This is a genomic window from Vagococcus entomophilus (assembly GCF_003987595.1).
GTDB classification, from domain to species: Bacteria; Bacillota; Bacilli; order Lactobacillales; family Vagococcaceae; genus Vagococcus_E; species Vagococcus_E entomophilus.
This window is the reverse complement of sequence record NZ_NGJZ01000001.1, coordinates 310,518-323,484: the sequence shown is the minus strand read 5'-3', so window position 1 is coordinate 323,484 and position 12,967 is coordinate 310,518. Positions and strand designations below refer to the sequence as shown.

Annotated in this window: 11 protein-coding genes and 1 tRNA gene; 1 reads left to right on the top strand and 11 read right to left on the bottom strand. The window is 36.7% G+C overall.

Annotated elements, in window-relative coordinates:
• Positions 1-41: 41 nt before the first annotated feature.
• Positions 42-791, bottom strand: coding sequence for an alpha/beta hydrolase (locus tag CBF30_RS01480; protein WP_126822049.1), 750 nt, complete (start codon positions 789-791; stop codon positions 42-44).
• 68 nt (positions 792-859) lie between these two features.
• Positions 860-1,099, bottom strand: a complete 240-nt coding sequence (secG, locus tag CBF30_RS01475; protein WP_126822047.1) for a preprotein translocase subunit SecG — start codon at positions 1,097-1,099, stop codon at positions 860-862.
• A 248-nt stretch (positions 1,100-1,347) separates the two neighbouring features.
• Between secG and CBF30_RS01470 the strand changes: the two genes are divergently transcribed.
• Positions 1,348-2,553 (top strand): NAD(P)/FAD-dependent oxidoreductase, encoded by a 1,206-nt coding sequence (locus CBF30_RS01470; RefSeq protein ID WP_126822045.1) that lies wholly within the window; start codon positions 1,348-1,350, stop codon positions 2,551-2,553.
• Positions 2,554-2,677: 124 nt separating this feature from the next.
• Here CBF30_RS01470 and CBF30_RS01465 read toward each other — a convergent pair.
• From CBF30_RS01465 to CBF30_RS01425, 9 genes are all read right to left on the bottom strand, one after another.
• Positions 2,678-2,749, bottom strand: a tRNA-Arg gene (locus CBF30_RS01465).
• Positions 2,750-2,932: 183 nt separating this feature from the next.
• The gene (locus CBF30_RS01460; RefSeq protein ID WP_126822043.1) at positions 2,933-4,135 is read right to left on the bottom strand and encodes a GNAT family N-acetyltransferase; all 1,203 of its coding nucleotides are present in this window, start codon (positions 4,133-4,135) and stop codon (positions 2,933-2,935) included.
• Between the two features lie 46 nt (positions 4,136-4,181).
• Complete coding sequence (locus CBF30_RS01455) at positions 4,182-5,585, bottom strand: glycoside hydrolase family 1 protein (protein ID WP_126822041.1); 1,404 nt, start codon at positions 5,583-5,585, stop codon at positions 4,182-4,184.
• A gap of 115 nt (positions 5,586-5,700) precedes the next feature.
• Positions 5,701-6,969, bottom strand: coding sequence for a PTS sugar transporter subunit IIC (locus tag CBF30_RS01450; RefSeq protein WP_126822039.1), 1,269 nt, complete (start codon positions 6,967-6,969; stop codon positions 5,701-5,703).
• Between the two features lie 76 nt (positions 6,970-7,045).
• On the bottom strand, positions 7,046-7,360 hold the full coding sequence (locus tag CBF30_RS01445; protein WP_126822037.1) for a PTS sugar transporter subunit IIA: 315 nt from the start codon (positions 7,358-7,360) through the stop codon (positions 7,046-7,048).
• Between the two features lie 34 nt (positions 7,361-7,394).
• On the bottom strand, positions 7,395-7,721 hold the full coding sequence (locus tag CBF30_RS01440; protein ID WP_126822035.1) for a PTS sugar transporter subunit IIB: 327 nt from the start codon (positions 7,719-7,721) through the stop codon (positions 7,395-7,397).
• A gap of 151 nt (positions 7,722-7,872) precedes the next feature.
• Positions 7,873-10,566, bottom strand: a complete 2,694-nt coding sequence (locus CBF30_RS01435; RefSeq protein ID WP_126822033.1) for a sigma-54-dependent transcriptional regulator — start codon at positions 10,564-10,566, stop codon at positions 7,873-7,875.
• 19 nt (positions 10,567-10,585) lie between these two features.
• A complete protein-coding gene (locus CBF30_RS01430) occupies positions 10,586-11,878 on the bottom strand; it encodes a DEAD/DEAH box helicase (RefSeq protein ID WP_126822031.1) in 1,293 nt (430 codons plus the stop codon).
• Between the two features lie 20 nt (positions 11,879-11,898).
• Entirely contained in the window at positions 11,899-12,909 is a 1,011-nt protein-coding gene (locus CBF30_RS01425) for a Gfo/Idh/MocA family protein (protein WP_126822029.1), read from the bottom strand.
• Between the last annotated feature and the right edge of the window lie 58 nt (positions 12,910-12,967).

Below are 12,967 nucleotides of genomic sequence, written 5' to 3'. Positions count from 1 at the left end.
CCTCTTTTCATCGAGCATCTATCCCCATACAAACACGCCTTTTAAAGTTGAGCTAAAAAAGTAACTACATCATTTTCCAACTGGTGATGTGCTTTGTCCACAGTTAAGACATGTCCACTTTCTGGATACATTTTTAGGACTGTTTGTGTATGTGTTAATGCTTGTTTTATTTCTTTGACCGCATCTGGATCAATCATTTTATCTTTTCCTGCTTGTGCTAAGAAAACAGGTTGTTGAATTTCTGCTAAACTAGCCGCTGTTTGGCCAGCAAATAGTTGGATTTGCCTTAACTGGCTTTGCGCAGCAGGTTTTATGGACTGGATAAAATTAGTGATTTCATCTGGCGTTTTTTTTTGATAGCGTAAAACCGTTTCACAGTAACTAAGAAAATTGGGTAAAATGGCTTGCTTAGTATCTGGAAAGAGCGGTGAACAAAAACACCCGCCTGCGCTACACTCAGAAAACTGTTCAAGTGTTCGCATGGCAAAAATCCCGCCCATTGATAACCCAAATACTGTGATTTTTTGGTATCCTTCTTCTATTAAAAAATGCATGCTTTGCTTTACTTGTCCCCACCAATCTTCTGGTGTAAAACGCAAAATATCAGAAGGATTGAGTGTACCATGGCCTAAAAGCAGAGGGACATAAACAGCGTATTCTTCTTTTTCTAATTTTCTTGCGAGCATTCTGACATCATTTGGACTCCCAGAATAAGCATGTAATAGTAGAACTGCTTTTTTTTTATGTATTTGTTTAAAATATAACGTTGTGGGTAATTTCACTTGCACCATCTACTTGTCTCTCCTTCTTTATTATTTTCAAAGAAAAAGCCCCCTGAAATCAGGAGGCTTTTTTTATTCTAAGAACCAGAAGATAAATAAGCTAATAATAAGGCAACAATCACCCACGCGCATCCAAGAATCGTTGTGAAACGTTGCATAACCGCTTCAAAACCGCGCGCTTTTTGTTTGCCAAATAACTGATCTGCGCCTCCAGAAAAAGCACTTGCAGCACTATTTTGTTTGCTAGGCTGCATCATCACAACAATCACGATGAGAACAGACAAAATAAGCATGATAGCTAATAAAATATTATACACGGGCTAGACCCTCCCCACTATATTAAACTAATATAGTACAACTTTATCATAGATTCTTTAAAAATACTAGTGAATTAATAGTGAAAACAGCTAAAAAATTGTGAAGGTTTTCATTAAGTTGTGGAAAACGGACATTTTACACTGTTACAGCCTTATTTACTGTGTTTCTTTTTGTTGACACTAAACACAAAGAGCTTTATCATAGAACGGTAGATATTCAATAAGAGACTTATTTTGGAGGCATTAACATGGCAAAGAAAAAAATTGTAGTTTTAGGTGCCGGTTACGGTGGACTACGTGTGATTAAAGGACTACAAAAAAAACATTTAGACGCTGAAATCGTACTGGTTAACAAAAACAGCTACCACTATGAAGCAACTTATTTACACGAAGTAGCTGCTGGTACACATGATTCTGACAAGATTTGTTTTGATTTAAAACAAGTCGTTAACGAAAAGAAAGTCACATTTATTCAAGACACTGTGGAAAAAATAAACAAAGATTCAAAAACTGTATCACTGCAAAAAGGAAATGATTTATCTTATGACTACTTGGTTGTTGCTCTTGGATTTGAGTCTGAATCGTTCAATATCCCAGGTGTAGAAGAAAACAGTCTATGTCTCGTAGATATTCCAACTGCAACTGCAGCAAGAAAACACTTAGAAGCACAATTAGCAAACTACGCAACTTCTAAAGATGTAAATGATTTGAGCATCGCTGTTTGCGGAGCGGGTTTTACAAGTATTGAATACTTAGGCGAATTAACAAATCTTTTGCCAAAATTAGCAAAGAAATATGGTTTCCCATTAGAGCAAGTGAAAATAACCTGTATCGAAGCAATGGACAAGTTACTGCCAATGTTTCCAGAAAAATTATCTAACTATGCCATCGATAAACTAAAAACACGTGGAGTTACTTTCTGTGTTGGAACGCCTATCAAAGAAATTAAATCTGGAGCTGTTGTTTACCAAAAAGGAGAACAACTTGAAGAAGTGGCAGCAAATACGATTATTTGGACGACTGGGGTTAAAGGTAGTAGCGTTATCGAGGGTTCTGGGTTTGATGCTCGACGTGGTCGTGTCATGGTCAATGAGGATTTAACCGTTCCTAGTAATGAAGAAATTTTCATGATTGGAGATGTCAGTGCGGTTATGAACAAAGAAAATAATCGCCCTTACCCAACAACTGCTCAAATTGCTTTAAAACAAGCAGATACAGTTGTCGTGAATTTGGAAGCAAAACTGAATAATAAAGCAACTCAAGCTTTTAGCTTTACCTCTGCTGGAACCGTTTGTTCTATCGGTGATAACGAAGCAATTGCCGAAGTTGGAGGCAAACACTTTAAAGGTTATCTTGCCTCTGTGATGAAAAAAGGTGTTGCTGACAAATCTCTCTTACAAGTTGGATCTGCCAATGTTCTTTTGAAAAAAGGGCGCTTCGATTTTTATCATTAAAAATATATGAGGGTCCTAAGATTCTGGACTCTAACTAAAAAGTTAGAGTCCAGAATCTTTTTCTTTCTATTCCAAATTTTCGTATAAAAAAAGTGTAACGCTCCCACGTTACACTTTTTTTATACGTCCCCTGCCGGAATCGAACCAGCAACTAATCCTTAGGAGGGATTTGTTATATCCATTTAACTAAAGGGACAAGAGAACTATAAAATAACAAGTTAAGTTTTTAAGACTCACCTATTATTCTATCGAATATCCCCTTCACTGTCAATCCAATTAAGAAAAGCTCACTCATTTAAAGTAACCATCTAATGATCATGGCCTTAAGATCTGCTCTATATTAGCTGAAAATCCTGTGCGCTTGAAAGCAACTATTTAGTTAAAAGTAATCGTGTAAAAGAGACTTTCCTTTTGGAAGAACGTTGCTGAGTGATAAAAGTTCCTCTGCGTTTCCTTTCAACCTTTCAAAAAAAAGCAGTTGTTCCACTGATTTATATCCTAATAAAAGTTGTGTGAAAGATTGAATAGTCCCCTTGACTCTTACCGCACCCTCAAAATTTGCTGAGCCTCTACTTATTTTTTTGACTTGATTTTGATCATTCTTTGTAGGAATGACTTGCCAGATGCCTGTGTTCCACGGCGCATATCTATCTTCTTCCACTTCAAAATAGTATACAGCTTTTTTTTCGTTCTCCTTAGAAAACGGATACTTTTGGATAAAATGCTCAAAATCAACAATTCTTCCCATCATATAAGGATTTAGTTCCATTTTCAGACTGGGATCAGATAACAGAAAACTTAGATTTTCTCCACTAAAAGCTTGCTTTAAGTAAAATTCTTTAGCTGAGCCGTTATGTGAGCCTACAAAATGAACCAGAGCTCGCATCGCTTCTGAGCTAAGGTAGCCCCATTCTTTTATCGTAAACTGCTGTGTACTAGACTGATAAATCAAATACCCCGCTATTTCCCCTGTAGCCTTTTGATAAATGGCGTATTTGTTTTTTTCTTCTAAGCCAAACACATAATCCCACCACCAAGATTCTCTTATCAATGCTGCTTTGTGATTTTTTATTACTTGCTCATAAACGTTTTTCCCTGCTTCTTTTGCTATTTCAAACGTGACTCTTTTCACTACTCCCGAGGTCTTAGCAGGAATCGGCCACTTTTCTGCTTGAACCGTGTAACCGATTTGTTCAAAAATTTGTTCAAATCCATATTTCCGATAAAAGGGATAGGAAAATGGGGCTAAATAGGCCAGTTCTATCTTATTTTGTGCCAAATCCTTTAGCATCTGTTGCATAATCGCCGAAATCCCCCCTTCCCCTCGGTATTCAGGATAAGAAGAAACATAGCCAATGCCTCCCACGTTATAGCTTGTTGTATGAAAAGCAACTTTGAAGTGTGTTGCAATCACTTGACTGCTTAACATCCCTTCTACAAAATAACCATAATTTGACGAGTGACCTATCAATTGATTTAATCGTTTTTTTCTTTTTTCTGTTGTTTCGGAGTTGAATGCATACGCTGCTAATTGAAACATCTCTTCTACATTTTGTGTGTTCATTTTTTTCACTTCATTCATAGGATACCTCCAACCTACCTAAAATTTGCTCGATTGAATTTTTACTTTACTCTTCCATAAACCCATTTTTTTCGGTTAGTTCTTTAAACCAATAGCCACTTTTTTTGATGGTTCTTTTTGTCTTATTCTCCAAATCTACTGCAATAAAACCATAACGATTTTTATAGGCATTCAACCAAGACCAGTTATCCATACATGTCCACATGTGGTAGCCTTGTACTTGACTGCCTTCTTGGAGCGCCTGGTGGACCCATTTTAGATGATCAATCACAAATTTAATTCGGTAATCATCTTCAATCACACCCTCTGCATTCATAAACTGCTCTTCTCGTTCGACTCCCATTCCATTTTCAGAAATATAACAACGAATATTGCCATAGTTTTCTTTAATGTTCATTAGTGTGTCGTAAATTCCTTTTTCATAGATTTCCCAACCTCGGTAAGGATTCATCTTTTTCCCTGGCATATCATAAACATCATAAAAATCTTCTGGCATGATAAAGCGTAAATCGTGATTTATTGGTGTCTCTTTTACTTTTACCCTACGCGGTTGGTAGTAGTTGACGCCTAAAAGATCAATAGTATTGTTTCGAATCAATTCTAAATCTTCCTTATACACTTTGGGCATAAGTCCGTGTTCTTTTAACCATTGCACCACATCACGTGGAAACTCACCTTTTACTGCTGGATCTAAAAAAGAGCGATTGAATAATCCATCTACTAGTCGTGCTGCTTCAACATCCGCTTTATTTTGTTTATCTCTCGGATAAGTTGGTGTAAGATTCAGAACAATCCCTATCTCACCAGCATAATGCTGTGCGTGATAGACTTCGATTGCTTTAGCACTGGCCAGAGTCTCATGATATGCTACTTGAACACCGTGTTTTAGATTTACTTCATCAGGATAATGCCACCCATAAAGATAGCCACCTTCAACAGGTACAATCGGCTCATTATGAGTAAACCATTTTTTGACACGATCACCAAATAGCTCAAAACAAGTTTTGGCATAAAAAATATAGTCTTCTACCACTTCTCTATTCAACCAACCTCCCTTTGCTTGCAGGGATAGGGGCATATCGAAATGATACAAATTAATAAAGGGTTCAATATCATTTGAGAGAAGCTCATCAATCACATGATTATAAAAAACCACAGCCTCCTCGTTTATTTTTTTCGTTTCAGGATTTGGAATCAGACGGCTCCACTGAATAGACGTTCGAAACGAATTGTGGCCAATTGCTTTCATCATTTGAATATCTTCCTGGTAGTTCAAATAAAATTGTGAAGTTTCACTTGGTCCTACTTCTTGGTAAAATTTTTCAGGTTTTTCTTGATACCAAAAATCCCAGATATTTTGCGCTTTTCCATCACCACTTACGGTCCCTTCTGTTTGTGGGCCACTAGCTGCTGATCCCCACCAAAAGTTTTTTGGAAATTGATACTCCATTTACTCTCACTCCTGTTCTGTGATTTAAAAATAGATAAAATCTCTAGCAAACATCAAAAACGTTCAATTCGTCTTATCAAGAGTGCTACAAAGAGATTTTATCTAGCTAACTAAACTATTTTGCTTGTGCTTCTTGTCTTAAAAATTGATCGGTTGCGACCTTAACAAATGGAATGTAAATTAAGATGGCAATGACCAAATTAACAGCAGCTAAAACACCTCCAGCAATGCTTTTTGTGGCTAAGAATCCACCAATAATTGGGGGTGTTACCCATGGTGGCATGAACGTAGCTCCAGGAACAAGCCCGCTTGCTGTAGCGATGTAAGCAATCGTTACAAGCACCATTGGGACGATAATAAACGGAATAAACATAATTGGATTTAGGACTATCGGCAAACCAAACATAACAGGCTCATTAATATTGAAAATTCCCGGTGCTAAACTCAAGTTGGTGATTACTTTGTAAGGTTTGTTTCGACGTCCAACAATAAAAATGGCAATTAAAAGTGCTAATGTCGCACCCGTTCCGCCTAAATTGACAAATGAATCAAAAAAAGGTTTATTAACAATATATGGAATTGCTTTTCCGGCTTCTAGTGCTTTTATGTTCGCGTCGATGGCTGGTACGTTAATGGTTTGCATCAAAGGATCAACCATATTGGCTCCGTGTAAACCAAAGAACCATAGAAAAGGCGTAATAAATGCAAGCAACAGTGCAGATGGATAGCTATTGGCTAATCCCATAAAGGGTTGTTGCACCGTTTTATAAAATGAAATAACAATATTTTCGACACCAAATGCAAAGAAAATCGATGTAATAAAACTGAATAGACTAATCGTAATCATAGCTGGAAGAAGTGCTGCAAATGATTTAGCAACTGCTGGTGGAACTCCCTCAGGCATCTTGATTACTAATTTTTCATTGCCAACTAATCTTTGAAAAATTTCACCAGAGACAAGCGCAATCACGAGTGCAATAAATAATCCCGTTGCATCCATTCCTTTTAATCCACCTACTGAAAAAAAAGTCGCAACAGATACAGTTCCAGCCGCAATTCCATCCTTTCCGTATGATTTGACTAAATTATAGGCGACCAAAAATGAAATGAGTACTGAAAAAATAGCAAAAGTTCCATTCCAAATGTTGCCACCAAAACTTCTCCAGATTGGAGCATCGTTGACAAGCATGGGAAATAATTTATCCATCAGATTTAAGAAGCCTGGAATTGGTAAACTATTGATTAATACTGCTAATGCCCCTAAAATCATTAAAGGCATCGTCACAACAAACGCATCTCGAATTGCTACTAAATGCCTCTGAGCTGCAACAACCGAAGCTTTAGGCATAAAATATTTTTCCATCCATTGAACAAATGTATCCATTTTTTTCCTCCTATTTTGAGCAAAATTCCTGTCAAATGAGACTGTATTTAATACAGCCTCATATTGTTTTATTTTTTTAAGCTATTTTCTTGTATAAATCAATGATTTCTTTAGCTAAATCGGCAAAAGCAATTGCTGTCATTAAATGATCTTGACTGTGTACAGTAAGCAAAGTGACCGTCACATGATTGCCCTGTGCTTCTTGGGTCAACATACTTGTTTGCGAATGATGAGCCTTGCTCAAAAATTGTTCTGCACTTTTGAGCTTTTCATCTGCTAAGTCAAACTCTCCTTTTTTAGCTGCATGAATTGCTTCCATAGCATCACTTTTGGCATTCCCACCATTCATAATCAACCCCATGATGGCTTCTAAATTTTCTTCATTTTCCATATTGTCAGCCTCCTCTACTAAATTTTAATCCAGCTTATTCTTGTTCTTCGATTAAATTCAATGCTTGATTTAAAACATTTTGACCATTCATCATGCCATAATCACTCATGTTGATTATTTCTACTGGAATTCCTTTTGGTGTTAATTTGTCTTCAAATTGTGATTTCATAAAGCGAACTTGTGGTCCTAACAAGAGAACGTTTACATCTTTGTTTTCAATATGTGAATCCGCCTCTGATGCTGATACAGCAAAGATATCTGCATCTAAGCCTTTTTCTTCTGCTGCTTTTTGCATTTTTGTAACTAGTAAACTCGTACTCATTCCTGCTGAACATACAAGCATAATTGTTTTTTTTGACATAACACTCACTCCTAATTTTTATTTACACTTAATATAAAGCAAGAAACGTGCCAACTTTTTTATATATAAAACGGATACAATCAGCATTTTGACTGTACATTCTGTCTTACACACTAGCTATTTCATTACACACTAAAATAGACAAGACACCTTATTGGGTCTTGTCTACCTTTTTCACTTGATTATTTTGTATAAACATCTGCGACACATAAGCAATCTCGCTTTCAGGAATCTTGGTGCGATACTGTTTTTCAAGTAAAAGTAAGTGCGTGTGCACAATATCCATTTCCATTCTATGTTCTTTTTTAAACTGATCCAGACGAGGAAATGTACGAATTTGACTTTTTGACAACAGTGCATCCACAAGAAAAGCTAAATGTAAAACAATCCCAGTATTTACTCCTTTTTCTAGAGAAAAGTGACAATCAATTTCAATCTGATGCGTCACTTTTTTTAACAGCAAGACTAATTTTTGAACAGAGTCTACATTTTTAATCATTCCTTCTAGTGCTAGGACAATTTGTTCAGTGGGGATATCCTGAATGACAAGCTTTGTAAACAATTCAAATTTTTCATCATTAAAAATATCCAACGCTGAAAAAAATGGAATGTTTTGATACGTGACTTCTACGGTGCCTACGATCGCTTGAATTTCATACTTTGTCATTAAATCATCGATCCGTTTTTTGAAGTTATTTTTCTCTAAATACTGTAATGTAATCAACTCAAGGGATTGTTTTTCTGTGAGTGGCTGAATGCGGTCATACATTTTTTTCGCCACACCTTCTCCTGTAAAACAAGTGACCACAATCGCTTTTTTTAAATCTTTTGCTGTTTTAAACTGTTCTTTTAGCATACCTTGGAACGAAAATTGAATACTTTGATAAATATCTTCCAAACTTCGACCGATACTAGCCATGCGGACAGCTTCAAGAACATTCATCGTGCTAGCCATTGTAATCACTTTCGTTCGAACACCTAATTCTTCAAAAATCATATTCCCAAAAGTGTTTAGCGAACCCATGTCTGTCAAAAGCATTAAGCCTTCTTTCATATCTGCTAAATTGTTCCCAACATATTCTTTTAGTTGCTCATAAGCTTCGCGCACTTCCATCGTCAAAGGCATATTGATTGCCTGACCATAAGGAATATTCAGTAAGTCCTGAGCTGCTTCTAACATACTTGAGGCGGTTGATTTTCCATGCATCATCACGATAACTGCTACCCTAGATTGAGGTTTTTGCCGTTTTTCACCAATATCTGCGGCTAAAAACATTGTAATAAAGCCAATTTCATCAAATGGAATCTCAATATCTAGCTTATCTTCTACAATCCCTGATAAATCAATGGCAATCTGAAATTCTTTTGAATAATGTTTTCGTATATTATTTAAATCTGGATGTACAATATTTCTTCCTGTCTTTATTCTTTCAATCGTACTTTGTAAATGCAAAGCAAGAGCAAAACGCATACTTTTACTAAAACTTCTGCCAAGCTGTTCTGCCGCTAAGTCGTATAATTGATTGGCTAATTCCCATATTTTTTGATTGGTCATTTCTTGATAAATATCATTACTTGTCAGTTCTGTAATATAGGTTTGGAAATATCCTTCAACATTTTGTGCAATTAAAGTTTCTAAATCAAAGGTTTCCAACTCTCTTTGGCTCAAACTCTCAACTTTTTCATCGATTTTATTATAGACATCCATGTTTTGAGAAGAATCTTGTGACCAGACAACCTCTAAAGAGCCTGGTTCAAAAGAGATATATTTTCGATTTTTTTCAATAAATTGGTCAATTTCACCTGAGAATTCTTTTATTTTTAATAGCCCTTTTTGAACAGTCAAAGGCAATTCTTTTTGCCTAATGATCAAACGATCTAATTGTTGGGTTCGATAGTTTAAAAAAGCTTTGGCACAGACTAACTTTAAATCTCTTTTTACTTGCCCGATATTCCCCTCTGCCTCATATAACATAAACGCTAACATAACTTCTCTTTCCAAAGAGACTTTCTTTTCGAGTCGGTTAGCCTCTTGTTTCATAAATTGTGCCACAATTTCATAGCGCTCATCAATCGTTCGGCTTTTTAAAGCAGGTAAATGTATGGCCATTGGGATTCTTCGATTAAATGTATTTAAAAATGCATCTGATGACTCCGTTGTAGCACCAATGATTCGAACACTAGCATGATAGGTTTCACTACTTTCACCAAGTGGTCGATAGATCCCTTTATCTATAAAAGTAAACAGCATCTCTTGCCCTTCTGGTGGGAGTCGATGAATTTCATCTAAAAATAAAATTCCTTGATCTGCTTTTGCAATCAACCCTGGTCTGTCTTCCATTGCACCTGTATATGCACCCTTTTTAACCCCAAAAATTTGTGCAAATAGCAATTGTGGATTTTGCGCATAGTCTGCACAATTAAAGGTAATAAATGGCGCATCCTGTACTAAAATTTCAGATTCTATAGAAAAATTGAACATGCATTCAGCAAACAATGATTTTCCGGTTCCGGTCTCACCATAAATAATGGTGTGAAGCCCTGCTGGTGGATAAAGAATCGCTGCCTTTGCTTGTTGGATACTTACTTTCAAAGAGGCTCCACTCCCAACAAGGTTTTCAAAGGAAGGAGCTAGTCCTTGATTGTTCTCTTCATCTTTTTCTACCAAGGCAAACAATACCGGCCGACCTTCAATTTTTTTGACTACATGTTCTTTGTGCAGTTCATTGAGATAACGACTAATGTTACTTCTATCAATCGATAAGATGGAGGCAATTTCTCCCGCATCCATCTTTCGATTCTCTTTCTCTAATAAGCCTAAAATTTGTTTTTTACGATTGGTCATCGTTTCACCTTCACTTCTTTTAGGATTTTTTGCGCGCTCCTTTATCCTTTTGTGCTTTTTTCTTCACTTTAACTTTCTTCTTACTTTTTTTCACTTTTTCTTTGACTTTTTTCTTCACTAATAAAGATTTTTCTTTTGTTTCTGGTATAGAAGAACTTTTTTCTACCAGTATTTCTGGTTTTTCAAAGACAATTGCACCGCCATGAATAAATACTTCTACAAACTTTTCTTTCATCTCTTCCTCAAATTTGCGGATGTCTCTTTTTTGTGATTCCTCACACAAGGAAAGAACGACTCCTTTTTTACCCATTCGACCTGTTCGACCTGAACGATGACGATAATTTTCCACTTTATAAGGCAAATCATACTGTATCACATATGGTAAGGCCTCAAAATCAAGCCCCCTTGCTGCAATGTCCGTTGTCAAAAGAAGTGTTGCCTTTCCTTTTTCAAATAGTTGCAAGGCAAGTTTTCGCTCCCCTTTACTTTGATCCGAAGCAAATGTTGCAATAGGAACTCCTTCATAAATTAGCTTTTCTGCAATGCTTCCCATCTCTGTAAGCTCATTAAAAAAAACTACCGCGCTCATATTTGGGATATGGGCTAATCTACGAAGATAGTCGGCTTTTTTCCTTTTGGGAATTTGTACGTAACAATGGGTTGTTTGGCGATTAGACTGGTCCTCATTTGTAACATCTATGACTTGTGTATTACTATGAATTAGTTTTTGTGCAAGCTCCTTATTTTGAAGGGCGGTCGCCGAAACAAAAATCTGTTGGGCTTGATTGTCTAAACGTTGCATGATTTTTTGTGTAAAGGTGACTTCATTCGTCTGCAACAATTGGTCTACTTCATCTAAAATAATGGTTCGTAGCAAGTGCGCCTTGATTTTTTTGTTTTGAATCCACTCAAAAATTCTTCCCGCACTGCCAACAATAATCTCCGGCTGCTGCTTCAATTTTTCGAGCTGACGCTTTGTATTTGCTCCGCCAATAATGGTTTCACTATGCAACCCAAGTAACTCTGCCCACTCTTTTGTCACTTTTCCAACTTGCATTGCTAATTCATGGGAGGGCAACAAAATTAAAAGCTGATTGCCACTTCCTTTGGTTACTTTCAATAACGTAGGAAAAAGATACGCCAGCGTTTTTCCTGAGCCAGTCGGTGATACTACAACCGCATTCTCACCTTGGAATAGATGAGGAAAACTTTTCACTTGAATCGGCGAAAACTTTTCAAATTTCTTTTCTTGCCAATGCTCTTTCCATTCACTTGGCCACTCTTTTGCAAAACTATCTGTTAATTCTTTCATATTTTCCAAACTTTCTATATTTATTTTCGCTTTTGATCTGCTTCAAATTGAATATTCGCTCGTATCTTCAACTTGGCGATTGTCTCGTGCACCTCTTTGGCTAGTTTTAACCATTCCTGATAGTCTTTTTGTATGACTTCATTCTTTTTATTCGTTAGAACTTCTGCAAAGTTTTCTGCTTCTTCTACCATCGGATTTTCATTATTTTTACAGGCAATCGTTTCTGTCTTTCCGGTTGCTTGACTGTATTCTTTGATACTTGAAATCGAATTAATCGCATTGATTATAATAGTCTTTTCCTCTCCATAAATTTCTGAGGGCAAAAAGCTATTCGCGACTTTTCCAACTTGCATAGTCACATCAAATGTGGGATAACGCAGTAGAATGGTCCCGATACCGTCTACCCCTGTTGGTAATTTCCGAGCAATGTAGTCGACATCTGTAGGACGACCAAACCATCCAATTGCCGCATAGAGTAAATAGATTCCTAAATCCATCAACGCTCCTCCAGAGTACTGACTAGAAAATATATTGGGACTACCACCGTTCTTTAATTCATCATACTTGGAGGAGTATTTCATAAAGGTCAGATTTGCTCCCACAAGCTGAGTTGGCAAATGTTTTTTCACTTGATTGAACCCATCCTCATGCAAAGTGCGTGTTGCTTCAAAAAAGTATTTGTTTTGTTTTTTGGCTAAGTTGAGAATTTCATTCAATTCTTCAACATTTGAAAAAGCTGGCTTTTCTACTATAATATGCTTGCCAGCAAGTAGTGCTTGCCTAGCTTGCGCAAAATGCACACTATTTGGGGAGGCAATGTAGACAACATCTAATTGTTCGTGTGCTAAAAACATTTGCAGGTCATCATACAGCGAAACCTCTTGTCCCACGCCACTCATTTTCTTTGCTTTCTCTAAAGAACGCGAATAAACAGAAACCAATTGGTACCTTTGTGTTTCATCTGCTGCATGGATAAATTGTTCCGTAATCCAACTGGTACCGATTGTCCCTAAGTTTAATTTTTCTACCATTCTTTTTCCTCCTTAACGGATCCTAGATAGCCAAATTCTTTCCTTAAACATACCACAT

What these genes read in the sequence shown, in the direction of transcription:
- CBF30_RS01435 (WP_126822033.1), bottom strand. Translation starts at nt 10,566, where the DNA reads ATGACCAATCGTAAAAAACAAATTTTAGGCTTATTAGAGAAAGAGAAT.
- CBF30_RS01440 (WP_126822035.1), bottom strand. Translation starts at nt 7,721, where the DNA reads ATGTCAAAAAAAACAATTATGCTTGTATGTTCAGCAGGAATGAGTACG.
- CBF30_RS01450 (WP_126822039.1), bottom strand. Translation starts at nt 6,969, where the DNA reads ATGGATACATTTGTTCAATGGATGGAAAAATATTTTATGCCTAAAGCT.
- CBF30_RS01425 (WP_126822029.1), bottom strand. Translation starts at nt 12,909, where the DNA reads ATGGTAGAAAAATTAAACTTAGGGACAATCGGTACCAGTTGGATTACG.
- CBF30_RS01460 (WP_126822043.1), bottom strand. Translation starts at nt 4,135, where the DNA reads ATGAATGAAGTGAAAAAAATGAACACACAAAATGTAGAAGAGATGTTT.
- CBF30_RS01455 (WP_126822041.1), bottom strand. Translation starts at nt 5,585, where the DNA reads ATGGAGTATCAATTTCCAAAAAACTTTTGGTGGGGATCAGCAGCTAGT.
- CBF30_RS01430 (WP_126822031.1), bottom strand. Translation starts at nt 11,878, where the DNA reads ATGAAAGAATTAACAGATAGTTTTGCAAAAGAGTGGCCAAGTGAATGG.
- CBF30_RS01470 (WP_126822045.1), top strand. Translation starts at nt 1,348, where the DNA reads ATGGCAAAGAAAAAAATTGTAGTTTTAGGTGCCGGTTACGGTGGACTA.
- CBF30_RS01445 (WP_126822037.1), bottom strand. Translation starts at nt 7,360, where the DNA reads ATGGAAAATGAAGAAAATTTAGAAGCCATCATGGGGTTGATTATGAAT.
- CBF30_RS01480 (WP_126822049.1), bottom strand. Translation starts at nt 791, where the DNA reads ATGGTGCAAGTGAAATTACCCACAACGTTATATTTTAAACAAATACAT.